This window comes from Rhodanobacter thiooxydans LCS2 (genome assembly GCF_000264375.1).
Classification (GTDB): domain Bacteria; phylum Pseudomonadota; class Gammaproteobacteria; order Xanthomonadales; family Rhodanobacteraceae; genus Rhodanobacter; species Rhodanobacter thiooxydans.
On record NZ_AJXW01000101.1, the window covers coordinates 1 to 18,029 of the forward strand.

Here is an 18,029-nt window from a genome sequence, read left to right on the forward strand (position 1 = left end):
GCCCGCTGCGCGGGCTACGCTTAGCGCGAACGGGGCTTGAGTAAGTGCCATTTGTCCCTGACACCTTCTACGTTTACACCTTCTCCGTTTCAGCGCTTCATATCTCCCAGGCGGCCAGTCGGCGCTGGCCGGCCTCCGTCATCGTGAGTTGGCGCGACTTGCCACCCAGTACCCAGCGTTTGCTCAGCATCGCCTGCAGCAGCAATCGGCCGAAGTCGCCGGAGAAATGAAATTCCCGCTCGGACCAGTCAAGACAGGGCGTCGACTTGACGGGCAGCATGTCGCGGGGAATGCCGAGTTCGCCGAGAAAGTCCGTCGCCGCCGGGGTGATGGCAAATTGCGCATCGGTGTGCGTGGTCCAGCCCCTGCTGGTGATCGCCCGGTAGATCCGCACGCCCAGTGCCCCGGCGATGTGATCGAAACATGTCCGGGCTTCGCGCAGCCGCGGGGGACAGCTCGACACGATCTGCCGCGGCAGGGGCGCATGTTGCAGCGACAGGATGGATTCGAGCGTCCGGGCGACATCCGGCCCGGCCAGTCTGAAATAGCGGTAGCGGCCCTGACGCACCAAGGCAAGCAGACCCGCTTTCAGCATCTTGTCGAGATGGAAACTTGCGGTCGGCGGCGTGATGTCGGCGGCACGCGCCAGTTCGTTCGCCGTATAGGCCTTGCCGTCGAGCAGGGCCAGGAGCATCGCCGCGCGCGAAGCATCACCCAGCAATGCGGCAGTCGCGGAAAAAGCGGCCGATTCTTCCATACTTCGATACCCATCGAACCTGTGCGCCATGGGGCGTGGTTAGAGTTCCGCTCCGGCAATGATGGAGCGCGATACATGATGTCACTACTCGCACTTGGGATGGCGTCGGCCCTGTCCACGGCGACACCGGGGATGCAAACCATCCGCCTGCCCGTCGGACCGGGTTCCGCAGACTACGTCGCCCTGCATTGCCTCGCACCCGGATCGACCGTGGCCCGATCCGCGCCCGCGCAAGGCGTGTTGTTCATCCATGGCGCCAGCTTCCCCATCATGCTGGCGTTCGGATTCGAGTTCGCCCCGGGCGATTCGTGGATGTCCTACATGGCTGATCGCGGCTACCTCGCATGCGGCCTGGATTTCCTCGGGTTTGGCGAGTCCAGCCGTCCGCCCGCCATGAATGCGGTGCCGCACGGCGCGCCACCGGTGGATCGCGCTCCTGAGGCGGCGCGGCAGATCGCACTCGCGGTCGACTACATGCGCCGCCAGAGAGGCACCGCTCGATTGCATCTTGTCGCGCATTCGTGGGGCACCATTCCCGCGGCGGCGTACGTGGCCGGATCGCCGTCGATGGTGGCTTCGCTGACGCTGTTCGGACCGGTGGTGCCGAAGCCGGAGGAGCATCCCGACAAAGTGGACTTCGCATGGTGGAACCTGTCCGCGCAAGCACGCTACGAGCAGCTCGAATTCACCGACGTGTTGCCCCCGACCATGCACCTGCTCGAACCCGCGGTGCGTGCCCGATGGGCCGGCCAGTTCGACGCTTCCGCGCCGCCGTCGTCAAAGGCGCCGAACGGAGAGCTGCGCATTCCGGCCGGCCCCCTGGCCGATATCGTGGCCGCCGAGGCGGGGAGCTATCCCTATGCGCAGGACAAGGTCACCTGCCCGATTTTCGTGGTGTCGGGGGATTACGACACCGTGGTCGATCGCGCGGGTGCGGCCGCATTTCTGGCCCGATTCGTCGCCAGCCCGCTGAAATGGCTCGTGCAGATCGACCATGGCACGCATGTCATGCATCTGGAGAAGAACCGGCATTCGCTGTACTCGAGCGTCCAGGCCTTCGTCACGGCGGTGGAAGACCGAACCCCATGAAGCCGGGCCGCCCGATCCCGACCAGGGCCTCGATTTTGCGGCACCTGGGGGCAAGGCATGGAGGAATGCGGATGATAGCTGTGATATTCGAGGTGCCACCGCACGATCACCGGAAGGCCGCCTACCTGCAGGCCGCCGAACGACTGCACCCGCGGTTGGACCAGGTCGATGGCTTCATCTCGATCGAACGATTCGAGAGCCTCGCGTCACCAGGAAAATTCTGTCGTTGTCTTTTTGGCGCGACGAGGAATCAGCCTGCGCCGGTGTGGAAGGCCGAGGCGCACGAGCATCGAGCCGGAGGTCGTTCAACTTCCTCCGGCCCGGCTTCGCGTCTTTCGTCTCACTTGCCGTTGGTGGCGTATCGCTTGCTCCACCCTGTACTCAGCTGCCCCGCACGAGACAGCGCGTCAATGCAGGGAGATGAGTTGATTGTGCGGCCGTCCACGCATCCCTCTCGTTGAGCGCGGGTTCGATCCAGATAGCTGGCGTACTCTACTTCCGTGAGCCGATGATCACCCGCCACGTCGTACTGATCGAAATGCGCCCGCAAGTCGTGCAGTTGTTCCGGAATCTCCGAGCGCACGAGTACGCCATCGTGGTTTGTGTCCATGCTGCTGAACGTGGGTGGAGCCATCGTGGAATTCGGGATTGCAACATGGTCCTGTGCCGATGCCGCCATGGATGCAGCAAGGCCAAGGGCAGCCATCGCGGCCAGCAAGGTTCTGGAGATTGAGACTTTCATCGATTGCCTCCGTGTATATCGAGAGATCAACTACGGAAACCACGCTTCCGCATGGCTCAGAGCTCACTTCACGAACTTGCGCCCACACCGAGACTGACGCGGAACTCGAGAGTACAGACTGATTCGGCCATCAGCGAGCCAGGCTTGATCGCTGCGACAAAAACAGGGGTCAGAGTAAGCAGGCCCGGGTTTGCCGTGCGCTCAGCCGTTCGCCCTGCGGCCCTTGGGAACGGTAAGGACGATCGAGACGATCGCCGCCACCACCATCAGCACGTTGAAACCCAGCGCCACGAAGGCGGCTTCGCGCACCGCCAGGTTGTCCTGGCGGCCGGCGAAGGTGATCACGCCCTCCAGCCAGCGCACGCTGTTGCTGTCGCCCGCCAGCGCGGTGAACACGGCGGCCGAGATCGCCACGCCGAAGGCGGCGCCCAGCGACGAGGCCATCTTGTAGATGCCCGAACCCGAACCGCCCTGCGCCGCCGGCAAGTTGGACAGCGCCGCGTCGGTGGACGGTGTGGCGTAGAACGCCAGGCCCAGGCCGAATAGCGAGTAGCCGATCACCGCCAGCACCTTGTACTGCCCGAGCAGCAATTGCGTGGGCATCAGCAGCGCGATCGCCACGCCGGTGATCAGGCAGCCCCAGATCATCGGCTTGCGCGGACCGAAGCGCTGCAGCAGCTTCTCGCCCACGCGGATGAAGGCGATGATCGCGATCGCGTAGCCCAGCGTCAGCATGCCCGCCTGCTGCGCGTTCATGCCGCCACCCAGCTGCACCAGCTGCAGCGAGACGATCAGCGTGCCAGCGGTGGCGTTGATCAGGAAATTGGAAATCGTGGCGCCGGTATAGGTCGGGTTGCCGAACAACCGGAAATCGAAGAACGCGTTGGCCGATCGCCGCTCGATCAGCACGAACAGCACGCCGAAGACCAGCGTCGCAGCAATCAGCCCGAGCACCGTCGGGCTGCTCCAGCCCAGTGTGTTGCCCTGGGTCACCAGCACCTGCAGCGCCAGCATCGCCACCATGAATGCCAGCACCCCGGGCAGGTCGAACTTGTAGTCGCCGTGGGTCTCGGCCTTGTTCTCGGGCGTGCCGCGCATCAGCCACAGACCGAGCACGTTGACCACGATCGCCAGCCAGAAGATCGAGCGCCAGCCCAGGTTCTGCGACATCAAGCCGCCGACCAGCGAACACAGCCCGCCGCCGCCCCAGGAGCCGATCGACCACAGCGACACCGCACGCTGGCGCCCGGCCCCGTCCCAGTACGCCTTCACCAGCGCCAGGCTGGCCGGCATTACGCAGGCCGCCGACAATCCTTGCAGCGCGCGTCCCGCCAGCAGCACCGGCGCGGCCAGCGCCCCGGTAGGCGTGACCGCCACCAGCAGCGAGCCGGCGATGCTCAGGTAGAAACCGATGCGGGTGATCCGCAACCGCCCGACCCGGTCGGCCAGCCCGCCCATGACCACGATGAAGATGCCCGAGAACAGCGAGGTCAGCGCCACCGCGATGTTCATGGTGGCCGCATTGATGCCCAGGTCACGCTGCATGTCCGGCGCGATATTGAGCGTGGTCTGGGCGAACAGCCAGAACGAAACCACGCCCATGATGATGCCGAACAGCAGGCGGTCGTTGCCCTGGAAGTGGGTGGACGGCTGGCCGGGTGCGGGCGTGGCGACGGTGTTCATGTGAACTCCTTGGGCAGCGGCCTGCGGACGGAGCCGACGGTAGTACAGGCCGGGGCCGAATGCATCACCCGCCGTCTTACTGGTGAAACGGCGATCTCCCTTCCGGAGGCGCGCCGCCTGCACGGCACTTTCCTGCGCAATCCGGCCTCGCTGCCGCCCTCTTCATCACGGCCCCAGCATCCGCGGCACCAGCGCGTGCCACCCCGGCGTGTCCCACAGCAGGTGGACCACAATGGCGATGGGCAGGAACAGGCCCAGCCAGACCAGATAGACGCGGGGCACCGCCTGCTGTCTGACCACGTCCCACAGGAACAGCGGCAAAGCCAAAAGGTGTCAGGGACAAGGTGGATGCGGAAGGTGTGGACGGTCGGCCCCTCAGCCGCCGCACGGCGAAGCGGGCAATGCGCGGAGAGCCGAAGCACCGCACGCGAAATGTCCAAGCAGCCGGCCGTCGTATGGCAATGGGTCGCTGCACCGCTGACGGCGGCGCGGTACTGAAAGCAGCGGGACGGCGACAAGGGACCTGGTCGACGGGTCTGCTTTCCGCAGCATGGAAGTGAGCCCGACTCCGTTCTTCCGATGCTGCATCCCTTCTCCCCCCGGGAGAAGGCGGCGCAGCACCGGATGAGGGTGCGGGGCTGGCCGGACTTCTCGCTGCGGCCGGACCCTCACCCCCAACCCTCTCCCGCAGGGAGAGGGAGCAACGCGGTCAGTCCTTCGCCAGCGGCTTGCGCGGCAGTTTTTCCTCGCGCTGCGCGGCCTGCCAGGCGAAGAAGGCTACGACGGCGGCAGCCTGCTTCAGGTCGTCGGCGTCGGCGTGGTCCAGCGTGTCCATGTTGCTGTGGTGTACGCGGGTGGAGTAGTCCAGCCGGTCCTGGATGAACTGGAAGCCCGGCAGGCCCACGGCGTCGAAGGAGACGTGGTCAGTGCTGCCGGTGTTGCGGCTGGTGACGGTGGTGGCGCCCACGTCGTGGAACGGCTCCAGCCACGCCTTGAAGATCGGCATCGCCGCGGCGTTCTCCTGGGCATAGATGCCGCGGAAGCGGCCCGAGCCGTTGTCCATATTGAAGTAGGCCGAGAAGCGCTCGTAGCCGGGCTTCTTCTGCAGCGCGCCGGTGGGCTCGCGCAGCGACGACGGCAACGCCTTCTGCGCGGGGTCGGCGGGGTCCGGATACGCCGCGAAGTGCTTCGCCACATAGGCGCGCGAGCCGATCAGGCCCTGCTCCTCGCCGCTCCAAAGCCCCACGCGGATGGTGCGCTTCGGCTTCGCACCCACGGCTTTCAGGATGCGCATGGCCTCCATCATCACCGCCACGCCCGCGCCATTGTCGGACGCGCCGGTACCGGCGTGCCAGGAATCCAAGTGCGCGCCCAGCATCACCACCTCGCCCGCCTTGCTGCCGCTGCCGGGAATCTCGGCGAGGGTGTTGTGGCCGGGCTGGTTGGCCTCGTCAGTGAAGCGCGCCTTGACGTCCGCCCGTAGCTTCACCGTCTGCTTGCGCTCCAGCGCGCGCACCAGCGGGTTGTAGTGCTCGGCCATCATCGCCAGCTCGGGCACGCCCGCGGATTCGCCGGCGCGGCGCGAACCGCCGCCGCCCACGCGGATGATGCCGTTGTCCCGGCCGCTGATGCCGATCGTGGCCAGCACACCCTCGGCGACGAAGAATTCGTTGACCGCGCGCGCCAGTTCCTGCCGCTCGGTGTAGCGCTTGATCAGCTCGGCGCGATCGCGGTTGGCGCCCTTGGGCAGGGTGAAAGTCTGCAGCTCGGCCAGGCTGGCCTCGCCGTGGCGCTGCGAATCGGCCTCGATGCCGGGCTTGTACGCCCGCGCGTCGTCCAGCAGCAGGATTCTGCCGGCCAGCTTGCCCTTGTACTGGTCCAGATCCTTGCGGCTCTTGATCGTCACCCGCATCGCCTCGCCCTCGACCGGGCCCTTGGTGCCCGGCGTCCACGCCTTCGGCAGCGCATACAGCGGCATGGCGCGGGGCGCCAGCAGGTCCACGCTGGCCTCGCTGAATTCCCAGCCGCGGCCAAAATCGTCGAAGGCCTCGTCGTGCACGTTGGCCAGACCCCAGTCGTTGAACTTCCCGCGCGTCCACGCGTTGGCCTTGGCCATCTGCGGCGAGTTGGTGAGGCGCGGGCCGATGTCCTCGGTGAGATGGCCGAGGATGTCCATCACCTGCGAACGGTGGAAGGCCTCCTGGCGGATACGGTTGGCCATCTCCAGGTCCACCGGCTCCTGGGCCAGCACCATGCTGCTGAAGCCCAGGCACAACACCCACATGCAACGGTTGATCACGATTTTCCCCTGAGGTGATTCGACGCAAGAATTTTCGAATCTAGCGCCGCACCTGCCCGGACTCATGGGTCGTTAGTCATGCTGCGGACGCCCGCCCGTCATCGGCACCGCAGAGGCGTCACCAGTTCCGCAAGCAAACCCGGGCTCGGATCAAGGCGAACCGATAAGCGGAGCCGGCATCCGCTTCCGGCTTACTTCGATTCCATCTGCTCCCCACGGCGAGGCCGCTCCCTCGACGCATCGACTCGAGCAGCGCACGCCGCGCGATCGCGATGGGCCTTCGCCCGTTCGCCATCTATGTCGAGTCGCTTGGCAACCCAATCCGCATGATCCAGACCAACCCGGTCAACAACGTGTTCGAAGGCACCGCCAGGCGCAGCTGGTAAACCGTGCCGAGGCAGCACCCGGACCGGAGGACCGGGCGACGAACCCCCGAGGGGTCATTCGCCGCTGCCGGACTTCCGCGACCGCCGCCGCATGCGCCACCAGCGCAGCAGGCCGTAGGACAGGCGCACCTTCTCCTGCCCCACCGGCAGGTCGGCGCGGGCGAAGATCCACGAGGACTTGCTGAAGGCGATCTGCTGCTCGGGGTAGACGCTGCGGTGGCCGATGATGAGGTAGGCCGCCACGCAGGCGCCGGCCACGTACAACGTGGCATCCGCGCCGTACAGCTCCACACCCATCAGGATCGCCGCGATCGGCGCGTTGGAGGCGGCGGCCACCACCGCTGCCAGCCCCACCGCCGCGCCCAGCGCAGGCGTCAGGCCGAACAGGTGTGCGAAGGCGCCGCCCGCCACTGCGCCGAGCACGAACTGCGGCGTAACGATGCCGCCGTAGAAGCCCGAGCCCAGCGTGATCGCCACCAGCAGCGCCTTCCACACGAATCCGAGCCAGGGCATGGCCTCGCCGTGCAGCGCGCGCTCCATCAGCGGCAGGCTGAGGCCGAGGTAATCCGTCGGCACCAGCAGGATCAGCAGCGCCAGCACCACGCCGCCCAGCATCGGCACCAGCGGCGGCCACAGCGCCCAGCGTTGCTTCAGCCCACCGAACAGCTTCCTCGCCTGCCCCAGCAGCTCCACGAACAGCCATGCCACGCCGCCGCACAGCACGCCGATCAGCACCGTCTTCAGGAACAGCAGCTCGGTGAACTGGCCACTGAAGTCGATCACGTAGTGTGGATAAGGCACGCCGAGCCAGCGCGACACCTCGAACGCGGTGACGCCACCCACGATGGCGGGAAACAGGAAATCGTGGCGGATGCGCCCGATCGCCAGCATTTCCACGCCGTAGATCGCGCCAGCGATCGGCGTGCCGAACACGCTGGAAAAACCCGCGCTGACCCCGCAGGCCAGCAGGCGCTTGCGCATCTCCGGGTTGAGGTGCAGCACGCGCCCCACCACCGCCGCCAGGCTGGCGCCGATGTGCGAGCACGGTCCTTCCTTGCCCGCCGAGCCGCCGCAGGCCAGCGTGACCAGCGCGCACACCGGCTTGATCCACATGGTGCGGAACGGCAGCTTGCCGTGCTGCTCGTTCACCGCAACGATCACGTTGTCGCTGAACGCGCTGCGCCGCAGCCGGTAGCCGTAGTGCAGCAGCAGGCCGTTGACGAGGCCGCCCAGCGGCAGCGCCAGCGCCAGCACCCACCACGGCGCCGCATAGGCGTGGCCCTCGGTGGCGAACAGCGCGCGCAGGAACAGCGTGCAACCCGCGCCGACCAACGCCCCGGTGAAGATCGCCAGTACCAGCCACTGCAGCACGGTCGCCAGCATCACCAGCGGTTCGGTCAGACGGAAACGTCGCATCGGCGTGGCTGGGCTGGGCTCTGGGGTGGGCGGGGCGAAAAGCCTTACGAGTATAGCAATCGGTCCGGTGGCGGCTTCGAAGTACGAAGCGGAAGCGGAGGCCCGCCATTGCGCCGGCCGGCGCGAGTCCGCGACGTACCGTTCCGGAAGCAAGCCCGACCCGTCGAGGCTAGTGCTCGCCCGATCGCCGCTTCGCCAGCGCGCGCTCGATGGCCTGCTGCGCAAGCGGCGCCATGATCGCGTAACCCGCGGGCGTCGGGTGCACGCCGTCGCCGGCAAGGTCGGGATCCATGCCGCCCTGCGCGTTCGCCAGCGCGCCGTAGTAGTCGAGGTAGGTGGCGCCGCTCGACGCCGCATAGGCCTTGAGCCATGCGTTGAGCGCGCGGACCTTGCCGGCGGGCTGCAGTCCCGGATGCCAGGGATAGTCGCTGACCGGCAGCACGGAGGCGAGGATGACCCGGATATGGTTGGCCTGCGCCAGTTCCGTCATGGAGCGCAGGTTGTCCTCGATCATCGGCAAGCTGGCGAGACCGGTGTTGCCCGCAAGGTCGTTGGTGCCGGCGAGCAGCACCACCGCCGCGGGACGAAGCGCGATCACGTCCTGCCGGAAACGCAGCAGCATCTGCGCCGTCGTCTGCCCCGAGATGCCGCGGTTGACGTACGGCTTGCCGGGGAAAAAGTGCGTGCCCTCGGCGCGCCCCCACGCGTCGGTGATGGAGTCGCCGAAAAACACCACGCGCGCCGTGCCGGGCCTCGGCGCCGGCAACTGCGCATTGTCATCGCGGTAGCGGCCCAGCTGCGGCCAGTCCAGCAATTGCTGCTGCATCGCCGCGACCTGCTCGGCCGTGAGCGAGGCCGGCGGCATGGTGTAGAGCGGGTTGATCGCGACAGGTGGCGCGGAGGTGGCAGCGGCGGCCTGGCCGCTGGCCTGCAGCGGGACAGCAGCGTTGGCGAGCAGCACCAGAGCGGCGAGCGGGAGCGACGGGAAGGCCATGCGGGAATCTCCAGAGAAGCCGGGCTCAGAGTGCTCCGACCCGATTCTCAACGCCACCACAGCAGTGCGGTAACGCGCCGATATGCCGCCGGACGGCGACAAACTCTTTCCCGTCCGGTTACCCTGCTTCGGTCGCACCTGCTCCACCAGCCGTGCGGCACGTGCCATCCCCGGGCCCTCCGCATGTTGAGCAGCATCCGCACCACCGCACCGCTGTTGTCGAGCACCGTGTTCCTGTTGATGGGAGTCGGCCTGCTGCATACGCATATCGCGTTGCAGGGCGAGGCGCTGGGCTTCTCCGTCGCGATGATCGGAATCCTGACCTCGGCCTACTACACCGGCTTCCTGGTCGGTACCTACACGGTGCCGAAGCTCACGCACCGCTTCGGCCACATCCGCACCTTCGCCTTCTGTACGTCGCTGGTGGCGGTGACCGCGCTGCTGCAGGCACTGACCCCGGCGTACGGCGCCTGGCTGGTGCTGCGGGTGCTGCAGGGGCTGTTGCTGGTCGGTCTGTACGCGATCATCGAGAGCTGGCTGAACACCGCCGCCGAGCCGAGGCACCGCAGCACGGTGTTCGCGGTCTACATGATGCTGAACCTGGGTGCCAGCGCAGCGGCACAGCAGTTCCTGCGCATCCGCGGCGAGGGCTTCGTGTTGTTCTGCGTGGTGGCGATCCTGTTCTGCCTCGCCAGCCTGCCGGTGGTCGTGACCCCGCAGCCGCAGCCGTCCCTGCGCGCCGCGCCGCGGGTCCAGGTGGGCCACATGTTCCGGCTGGTGCCTACCGCGCTGGTCAGCGCATTGATCTCGGGCATGGCACTGGGCGCATTCTGGGGCCTGCTGCCGCTGTACGCGGCCGCCCGCGGCCTGGGCACCGCCGAAGTCGGCACCTACATGAGCGTGGCCATCGCCGGCGGCGTGACGCTGCAATTGCCGCTGGGGCGCCTGTCCGACCGCATCGACCGGCGGCTCGCGCTGGCGCTGATCAGCGCCAGCGCGGCGCTGGTGGCGCTGGTCAACCTGGCATTGCCGACGGCCGGACCGACGGTCGCCATGCTGCTGGTGTTCGCCTTCGCCGGCATGAGCTTCGCGCTGTACCCGATCGCGGTGGCACACCTGGTCGACTACCTGCGCCGCGACGATCTGCTCTCGGGGTCGAGCACGGTGCTGCTGGTCAACGGCATCGGTTCAGCGGTGGGGCCGCTGCTGGCGGGCGCACTGATGAGCCTGACGCAGCCGGCGTTCCTGTTCGGCTGGTTCGCGATCCTCGACGGCCTGCTGGCCGGCTATGCGCTGTACCGCTTCATGCGCCGCAAACGCGAAGTGACCCCGGACGACAACTTCGTGCCGCGGGTGCACACCACGCCGGGCGCGATGGACGTGCACCCCGATGCGCCGGAGCGGGCGGGCAAGGCAAGCTGAGCCGCTGCGCTGCCATTGGCCACTGACCGCAGCGGCAGATTCAATCGAACAACCGGCGCTCGCGCCCTTCGTGATCGAGCAGCCAGCGCTTGCGGGCCAGCCCGCCCGCGTAACCGGTCAGCGAACCGTTGCTGCCCAGCGCGCGATGGCACGGCACGAACAGCGAAATCGGATTGCGCCCCACCGCCGCGCCCACCGGATGGAACGCTTCGGGCCGTCCGATCGCCCGCGCCAGCGCCGCATACGTCGTCGTCTGCCCGCATGGCACTTCGCACAGCGCACGCCACACCTGCTGCTGGAACGCGGTGCCTTCCGGCGCCAGCGGCATGTCCAGGCGCGTCAACTCGCCCGCGAAGTACGCATCCAGCTGCCGCTGCGCCTCATGCAGCAAGGCCGTCGCGGCCTCGCGCCAGCCGGCTTCCGGCGAGATCTTCGGAAAGTACTTCTGCCCCTCGAACCAACCGCCCTTCAGCGTCCCGTCGCGCTCGGCGACGAGGAAAACCCCAAGCGGCGTGTCGATGGGAAGGTAGGCGAGGTCGTCGGACATGGTGGAGGTGGCGGGGGATGGCTTGACGCGCGGGCCATGCGAGCCACGGTACTCCTTCACGGTTCTCCTTGAAGGCAACGGGGTCAGGCATGGAACGCGCAGAGGCAGAGCGCACTTTCCTGAAAGCCGGCCTTGGCCCTCCGTTTTCCTGACGTCTGCCTGCTTCCTTGAGAAAGCGCACCTCGGCCCTGATGCTGTCGACTTGCGACTTCCTATCCGGCGTAAAGCCATGCTCGACAAGATCAGAAACTGGCGCGCGCGACGCACCATCGCCCGGCGCCCGATTGCCGAACCGCTCTGGCGAAACGCATTGCAGCGCTGTACCGCGGCGCGCCGGCTGGGCGCTTCCGACCAGGCCACGCTGCGCGTGCTGGCAACGCTGTTCCTCGAAGCCAAGTCGCTGGAGCCGACCCGGGACCTGCAGCTGGAGGACGCCGACCGCGTCCTGATCGCAGCGCATGCCTGCGTTCCCATCGTGAAACTGGGCATCGATTGGTACGACGGCTGGCACAGCATCATCGTGTACCCGGACGCGTTCATCCCACGTCGACTGCAGACCGATGCCGCAGGCGTGGTGCACCAGACCAGCAGCATGATGGCCGGCGAAGCGTGGGGACGCGGGCCGGTAATCCTCTCCTGGGCGGATGTACTGAACAGCGGGAAACGACCGGGGCACAACGTGGTCATCCACGAAATGGCCCACAAGCTCGACATGCTCAACGGCGACGCCAACGGCTTCCCGCCGTTGCATCGGCGCATGGACCGTCGCGTGTGGTCGCGGGTTTTCTCCAGCGCGTGGGATCGCCTCAAGGAGGAACAACGCCTCGGAGCCGAATTGCCGATCGACCCGTATGCCCTGGAAAGCCCGGCGGAGTTCTTTGCGGTGGCCAGCGAGCAATTCTTCGAGACACCGGCCAACCTGCGCGAGCACCTGCCGGACGTCTACCGGCAGCTGGAGCAGTTTTACCGGCAGCACCCATTGTGAATACCGCACACCGATCCGCTTGATCCGCCAAGCGCCATGGAAGCAGGAGCGCCACGGCGCACGCATCCAGAACGAGGTTCCGAGGTTTCCCACGAATTGATGTCGCCCCCGTTTATTCCGCAATTGCGGGCCGGGGGTGTTGCGGCTGCTCGATGGGTTCGCGCAATCGCGTACCCGCCATCCTGCACGAGCGCCTCACGACCCAGCCGCGCACGCAACAGAGGAACGACCGCATCATGCATGCACTGTTCCTGCAATCGGCGCGCCACGGGTTGACCGATCGAGGGTGCTCCTGGACCCGCGGAGACCCCCGGAACCCGACCCCGCCTTCTGATCTACATCAGTGCGGCCCATATGGACCGACGGTATAAAGATACGGTTTTTGGAAAACCCGAAAACGATGCAGTCATCATTCGGGCCGCATCACATTTCATCTTGTCCATACGGCGCAACAACTCGCCATCAAGTCAGTGCGTCTGCGCAAAGGCGCATTCAATATGAATCCGGGCTTTCGCGAAATGGCTGCACCGCGCGATCCCGGCTTATCCATAAAAATCCTGAAGCATGGGATTCCCGCAATGCCCATGCGTTCGCAGGACGCTGCCGCAAGGAAATCGACGCCATGCCGCAACAAACCATCGGGCTGCTGGTCATGGCGTACGGTACGCCGACCAGTCCCGACGCCATCGAATCCTTCTATACCCATATCCGCCACGGGCAAAAACCCTCCGACGCGCTGCTGCAGGATCTCAAGGACCGCTATCGGGCCATCGGCGGCATTTCGCCGCTGGCCCGCATCACAACGGCGCAGGCCGACGCGCTGACAGCAGCCCTGAACGCCCGCGGCGACGGGCCTTCGTTCAAGCCATACATTGGCCTGAAACATGCGCAGCCGTTCATCGAGGATGCCGTCGCCGCGATGCATCGGGATGGCATCACGCAGGCCCTCGCCCTGGCGCTGACGCCGTACGACGGCAACGCCAGCGTGCAGGACTACGGCGCGCGTGCGCAAGCGGCCGCGACGCGGTTGGGCGGCCCCGAGATAATGCCCGTGTCCGGCTGGTACCGGCAGCAAAAATTCGTCCGCTACTGGGCCGGACAAATCGCCGCGGCTTTCGCCACCATTCCCGTAGATGACATCCGCACGACGGCCGTCATTTTCTCCGCGCACAGTCTGCCGAAAAGCATGCCAAGCGCGATTGGGCATTACCGGCGCCAGCTGGAAGAAAGCGCGCAATCCATCGCGCAGGCGGCGCAGCTTGGGCATTATGTAACGGCATGGCAGAGCGCCGGCAAAACCGCGGATGCCTGGCTCGGCCCGGATATCCGGGAATTGACCCGTGACCTGTATCGCCGTGGCGGTTATCGCACCTTTGTTTATTGCCCGACCGGATTCGTTGCCGATCACCTCGAGGTGCTCTACGACCTGGATATCGAATGCCGGGCCGTGGTGAATGAGCTGGGAGGGCGCTATATCCGCCCTGCCATGCCGAACGCCGCCCCCTTGTTCATCGACGGCCTGGCCGATGCGGCGATGGACGCGCTGGCGCAGGCGCTGGCTGTGCCAGCATGAGCGCGGAACCGCTGCACGCCGTCATCGTCGGCGGCGGCATGACCGGGCTCGCCGCCGCCTTCCGTCTGCAGCAGTGGCTAGCCGACAAGGGCGTGGTACCCCGGCTAGCGCTGCTGGAGTCGGAACCCCGGCTCGGCGGCAAGATCCGCACCTCCACCCGCGACGGCTTCCTGATCGAACACGGCCCGGATTCCTTCGTGGCGAGCAAGCCGTGCGCGTACCAGCTGGTACGCGATCTCGGCCTGGAAGACGACCTGGTCCGCAACCACACGGGCCAGGCCTTCATCGCGCGAGGCGATCGCCTGTACCCGATCCCCGCCGGCACGATGATGGGCATTCCGGTCAGGCTGAGGCCGCTCCTCAAGTCCCCGCTGCTCTCTCCGGCGGGCAAGCTGCGCGTTGTGTGGGATCTGTTCTCGCACGGCAAGGACATCGACGGCGACCAGCCGGCCGGTGACTTTTTCCGCAAGCGGCTGGGCAACCAGATCGTGGACCGCCTGATCGAACCGTTGCTGTCGGGGATCTACGCCGGCGACGTCAACCAGTACAGCCTGCAGGCTCTGTTCCCGCAGATCCATCAGCTGAGCCGGAACCAGCGCAGCCTGATCCGTGCGATGGGCAGCCTCTACGGCCACGCGAAACCGGCCCCCGCCGGCAAAAGCCGCGGCCAATTCCTCACCTTCAAGACGGGCCTGCAAGCCCTGACCGCGCGGCTCGAAGAGCGGCTGACGGCGTGCGCGATCCTCAAGGGCCGCTCCGCCAGAGCCATTCGCCAACAGGGTGGGCACTACCGCCTGGAGCTGGATGACGGGCGCTCGCTGGACGCGCACGCGATCGTGCTGGCCGTGCCGGACGCCGCCGCGGCCGGGCTGCTGCCTGCGGCCAGGAACGCCATTCCGCCGCTACTGCCGACCCTGTCGACGTCGGTCGCCAATGTCGTGATGGCCTTTCCGCATGGGATCACGGGGACGTCGCTGGACGGCACCGGCTTCGTCGTGCCGCGCGGCTCGGGCCATGCGATCACCGCATGCACCTGGGCGCATCTCAAATGGCCGCACGTGGCCCCTAGCGGGGCGGCGCTGCTGCGCTGCTATATCGGTGGCGCCCACGACGCGCAGCTGGTCGACGCCCCCGACGCCACCATCGTCGACGCCGTGCTGACCGATCTGAGGCGGATCACGGCGCTGCGCGAAACCCCCGCCTTCTGCCAGGTGACCCGCTGGAAGCATGCGATGCCGCAGTACGCGGTAGGCCATCTCGACCGTCTGGAGCAAACCCGCAAGGCCATGGCCGCGGCGTTCCCGGGCGTGTTCCTGGCCGGGGCTTCCTACGGCGGCGTAGGCCTGCCGGACTGCATTCGTCAGGGCGAACAGGCCGCACACGACCTGGCCGATCACCTGGAGCAAAGAAACCTGCTGGAATCACGAGAGGCACTGAATGTTGATTGAAAACCTTGGCCGGGCCCGCAAAGCGCTGCTGGACAGCCTCGACGGCCTGACGGAAGACCAGTTGTACGCGACGCCAGCTGCCGGCGGGCCCTCCATCGGCCAGCTCGCCCATCACCTACAGGCGAGCGAGCGGGCGACCGCCGCGCTGGTGCTCGATGCGCTGCAGTCGCGCAGCGAACGCGTCGAGGAAAAGGACCCGTCGTTTCTCGCCGCCTGCCTGCAGCAAGGCTGCAGCCACGACCACGCGGTCAGCGGGCGCTTCTCCGGTGCGGAGCTGATCCGCCTGCTGGAAGAGTCGCGCTTCAGGGACCTGCAGTCGGTATTCAACGAGACCCACGAACGCGTCCTGGCCGAAAGGTCGACGGAGCGCCCGCTATTCGGCCGGGTCAGCCTGAAAAACCTGCTCGACACCATCTGGATCCACGACGAACTTCACGGCAAGCAGATTGCGGCGATCAAGCAATCGCTTGGCGCCACCGCCTAACTCACGGAAAACCACCACCATGCAAACTCAGTTCACCGCGCAGCTGGCGATCAAGTTCACCTCGAAATGGCAGGAAGCGGGCAAGGACGAAAGGGCCGCCGCCATCCGGGAAGTGGTCGACATCTTCGGCAAACACGAAGGCCGGGTCGGCTTGCGCGGAACCTACGTCGTGCAGGGCTTCCAGGCCCACACGGACATCCTCTTCTGGATGTTTGCCGATCGCTTCAACGACATCCAGGATCTGCAGCTGGAGATCCGACGCTCGTCCTTCGGTCGATACATCGCCACGCCCCACGCGTTCACGGGCATCACCAAGCCGTTCGAGTTTTCCGAACACCCGACATCCTTCGCGATCGGCATGCGGCCACGCGAATACCTGTGCTTTTATCCCTTCATCCGCAAGCCGGAGTACTACCTGCTGCCGAAGTGGGAGCGCAAGGCGCTCATCGGCGACCACGGCGACATCGGACACGAGTTCACTCCCGACATCCTCACCAATGGCGTGTATGGCTTCGGACTGGGCGACTACGAATGGCTGCTGACCTTCGAGACCAACGACCTGAGCCGGCTGGTCGACTGCGTGCGCAAGCTGCGCGAATCCAAGTCACGGCTGTATATGCAGGATGAGCATCCCTTCATCGTGGGACGCTATTTCGCGCTGGCGGATGCCTTGTCGCAGTACGCCTGACAGCCAAGGCGCCAGGGCCAATGCGGCGATTGCGGCGGCCCGCCGAGACCGGGTGGCGGCCAGCGCCGATGACGGGGCCATGGGTGCCTGATCGAGGTGCCCGAAAAAGCCAAGGGCGGCTCCTCTGACCCCGGCCTTCCGACGACGCTCACGCTGACCACTGAACCTGCCCCCTTGCGTGCAGCATCAGGCCTGCGCACAGACCGCCAAGTTGCGATTCAAACGGGGGTAAGTGATCCTGACCTCGTTTTTCGTCGCCCTTTTTTTGGGCCAAGGCACCAAGGCTGCGTAATCCGTTCGCACTCTGCTACCCGCCAGGCCAATCACACGCCATCAGAAAGTGCACTCTGACCCGGGTTTTGCATAGGCTTCAAGGGCGCACGTCCGCCTGCAATCGTCCCGCATGGCGTCTGGAAGGGGCTCCGACTCCATCGTTTTCAACGCCCAGTGCGCGGCAAACCAGGGTGATCCCCGACCTCTGACACGGCATCCTGCAGGCGCGCTGCGTCCGCCACGGCGTGTCCGTGCGTGGTGTTGTCTAGCAAACACCAGGACGGCGCACGCGCGCGGCCTTCGCGCACCAGCGCGTGCGCCAGGCGCTCCAGCGCGTCATCGTCGTAACGGCTGTAGTACATCCGTGGCGCTCCATGACAACGCCAGTAACTCCAGCGCGCTTCGCGCGCGCCGTCGGCCGGAAGCGCGGCTGCCGGCATGAGCGCGGGATCAGCGGCAGCGCGTGCGATGGCGTAGCGCGTCCATATGCGATCGGCCTCAGGCCCGAACCAGCTCGCATGACGTGGCTCGCACGCGATCCGCGCCGCACAGCGGCGCCGGAGCATCGCGAAGAATCGATCGGCAAGCCGCACATCGAAAGCCAGGCTCGGTGGCAGCTGCACCAGCACGCCCCCGAACTTCGCCCCCAGGCCCGCGATACCATCGAAGAATGCGGTCAGCGCATCGCCGGTGCCGTACAGCCGCGCCTCGTGGGTGATCCACTTCGGCAGCTTCGCCGAAAATCGAAACTGCGCCGGCACACTCGCCGCCCAGCGCTCGAACGTCCGCAACTGATGCGGGCGGTAGAACGTCGAGTTGATCTCAACCACATCGAAGCGCGTTGCGTAGCGCGCAAGGTGGCTGTCGCCTTCGCCAAACAGGTGGGCGTGTTGCGATGGAATCGCCCAGCCCGCGCAGCCGATGCGCACCGGCGCTGCAGCGCGAGGGCTCACAGGATCCGACATGCGGTTGGCCATGGTGTCGATGGACGAGCTCGCAGTGTATTCCGGATGCACCACGCCGATCATTTCACGTCGATCCTGCCTCTGCAGTTCGCCGCCTGCTCGGGAGGCCAGCACCCACGATCCGCGGGCGGATCCTACATCGCATGAAAAGTCTACTCGGACCCTGTTTTTCTTGTGCGAGAATTTCGGCTCCAATCCATTGGGCGATGCATCGAATGAAAACCATCGGGCTGATCGGGGGGGGGGCGGATTCAACTTTGAAGTGGGCAAGCTGCTGC

At 66.4% G+C, this 18,029-nt stretch carries 15 protein-coding genes; 7 read left to right on the plus strand and 8 right to left on the minus strand.

Going from position 1 to position 18,029, the window contains the following annotated elements:
- Window positions 1-97: 97 nt before the first annotated feature.
- Window positions 98-757, minus strand: coding sequence for an ArsR/SmtB family transcription factor (locus UUA_RS16880; protein ID WP_008439114.1), 660 nt, complete (start codon window positions 755-757; stop codon window positions 98-100).
- 75 nt (window positions 758-832) lie between these two features.
- Between UUA_RS16880 and UUA_RS16885 the strand changes: the two genes are divergently transcribed.
- A complete protein-coding gene (locus tag UUA_RS16885; RefSeq protein WP_081491595.1) occupies window positions 833-1,846 on the plus strand; it encodes an alpha/beta hydrolase in 1,014 nt (337 codons plus the stop codon).
- A gap of 340 nt (window positions 1,847-2,186) precedes the next feature.
- On the opposite strand, the gene UUA_RS19670 is transcribed toward UUA_RS16885, so the two are convergent.
- The 5 genes from UUA_RS19670 to UUA_RS16905 all read right to left on the minus strand — a co-directional run bounded on the left by UUA_RS19670 (window position 2,187) and on the right by UUA_RS16905 (window position 9,366).
- The gene (locus UUA_RS19670; RefSeq protein ID WP_008439116.1) at window positions 2,187-2,588 is read right to left on the minus strand and encodes an EF-hand domain-containing protein; all 402 of its coding nucleotides are present in this window, start codon (window positions 2,586-2,588) and stop codon (window positions 2,187-2,189) included.
- Between the two features lie 201 nt (window positions 2,589-2,789).
- On the minus strand, window positions 2,790-4,271 hold the full coding sequence (locus UUA_RS16890) for an MFS transporter (protein WP_008439117.1): 1,482 nt from the start codon (window positions 4,269-4,271) through the stop codon (window positions 2,790-2,792).
- A 709-nt stretch (window positions 4,272-4,980) separates the two neighbouring features.
- Window positions 4,981-6,555, minus strand: a complete 1,575-nt coding sequence (locus tag UUA_RS16895) for a M20/M25/M40 family metallo-hydrolase (RefSeq protein WP_008439126.1) — start codon at window positions 6,553-6,555, stop codon at window positions 4,981-4,983.
- Between the two features lie 455 nt (window positions 6,556-7,010).
- Window positions 7,011-8,372 carry a chloride channel protein gene (locus UUA_RS16900; RefSeq protein ID WP_008439127.1) on the minus strand — a complete coding sequence of 454 codons (1,362 nt, stop codon included), beginning with the start codon at window positions 8,370-8,372 and terminating at the stop codon, window positions 7,011-7,013.
- A 169-nt stretch (window positions 8,373-8,541) separates the two neighbouring features.
- Window positions 8,542-9,366, minus strand: coding sequence for an SGNH/GDSL hydrolase family protein (locus UUA_RS16905; RefSeq protein ID WP_008439129.1), 825 nt, complete (start codon window positions 9,364-9,366; stop codon window positions 8,542-8,544).
- 183 nt (window positions 9,367-9,549) lie between these two features.
- On the opposite strand from UUA_RS16905, the gene UUA_RS16910 reads away from it, so the two are divergent.
- Window positions 9,550-10,788 (plus strand): MFS transporter, encoded by a 1,239-nt coding sequence (locus UUA_RS16910; protein ID WP_008439130.1) that lies wholly within the window; start codon window positions 9,550-9,552, stop codon window positions 10,786-10,788.
- Window positions 10,789-10,828: 40 nt separating this feature from the next.
- Here UUA_RS16910 and UUA_RS16915 read toward each other — a convergent pair whose 3' ends face one another.
- A complete protein-coding gene (locus tag UUA_RS16915; RefSeq protein WP_008439132.1) occupies window positions 10,829-11,395 on the minus strand; it encodes a methylated-DNA--[protein]-cysteine S-methyltransferase in 567 nt (188 codons plus the stop codon).
- A gap of 169 nt (window positions 11,396-11,564) precedes the next feature.
- Between UUA_RS16915 and UUA_RS16920 the strand changes: the two genes are divergently transcribed.
- The 5 genes from UUA_RS16920 (at window position 11,565) to UUA_RS16940 (ending at window position 16,513) form a co-directional block, all read left to right on the plus strand.
- Window positions 11,565-12,320: a M90 family metallopeptidase gene (locus UUA_RS16920; RefSeq protein ID WP_008439133.1), complete on the plus strand. Its 756-nt coding sequence runs from the start codon at window positions 11,565-11,567 to the stop codon at window positions 12,318-12,320.
- A gap of 382 nt (window positions 12,321-12,702) precedes the next feature.
- Complete coding sequence (hemH, locus tag UUA_RS16925; RefSeq protein ID WP_238533042.1) at window positions 12,703-13,893, plus strand: ferrochelatase; 1,191 nt, start codon at window positions 12,703-12,705, stop codon at window positions 13,891-13,893.
- The gene (gene hemG / locus UUA_RS16930; RefSeq protein ID WP_008439135.1) at window positions 13,890-15,341 is read left to right on the plus strand and encodes a protoporphyrinogen oxidase; all 1,452 of its coding nucleotides are present in this window, start codon (window positions 13,890-13,892) and stop codon (window positions 15,339-15,341) included. The genes hemH and hemG overlap by 4 nt, the downstream gene beginning before the upstream one ends.
- The gene (locus tag UUA_RS16935) at window positions 15,331-15,825 is read left to right on the plus strand and encodes a DinB family protein (protein WP_008439136.1); all 495 of its coding nucleotides are present in this window, start codon (window positions 15,331-15,333) and stop codon (window positions 15,823-15,825) included. The genes hemG and UUA_RS16935 overlap by 11 nt, the downstream gene beginning before the upstream one ends.
- Before the next feature lie 19 nt (window positions 15,826-15,844).
- Window positions 15,845-16,513 carry a chlorite dismutase family protein gene (locus tag UUA_RS16940; RefSeq protein WP_008439140.1) on the plus strand — a complete coding sequence of 223 codons (669 nt, stop codon included), beginning with the start codon at window positions 15,845-15,847 and terminating at the stop codon, window positions 16,511-16,513.
- Window positions 16,514-16,950: 437 nt separating this feature from the next.
- Here UUA_RS16940 and UUA_RS16945 read toward each other — a convergent pair whose 3' ends face one another.
- The gene (locus tag UUA_RS16945) at window positions 16,951-17,763 is read right to left on the minus strand and encodes a DUF72 domain-containing protein (protein ID WP_425476926.1); all 813 of its coding nucleotides are present in this window, start codon (window positions 17,761-17,763) and stop codon (window positions 16,951-16,953) included.
- Between the last annotated feature and the right edge of the window lie 266 nt (window positions 17,764-18,029).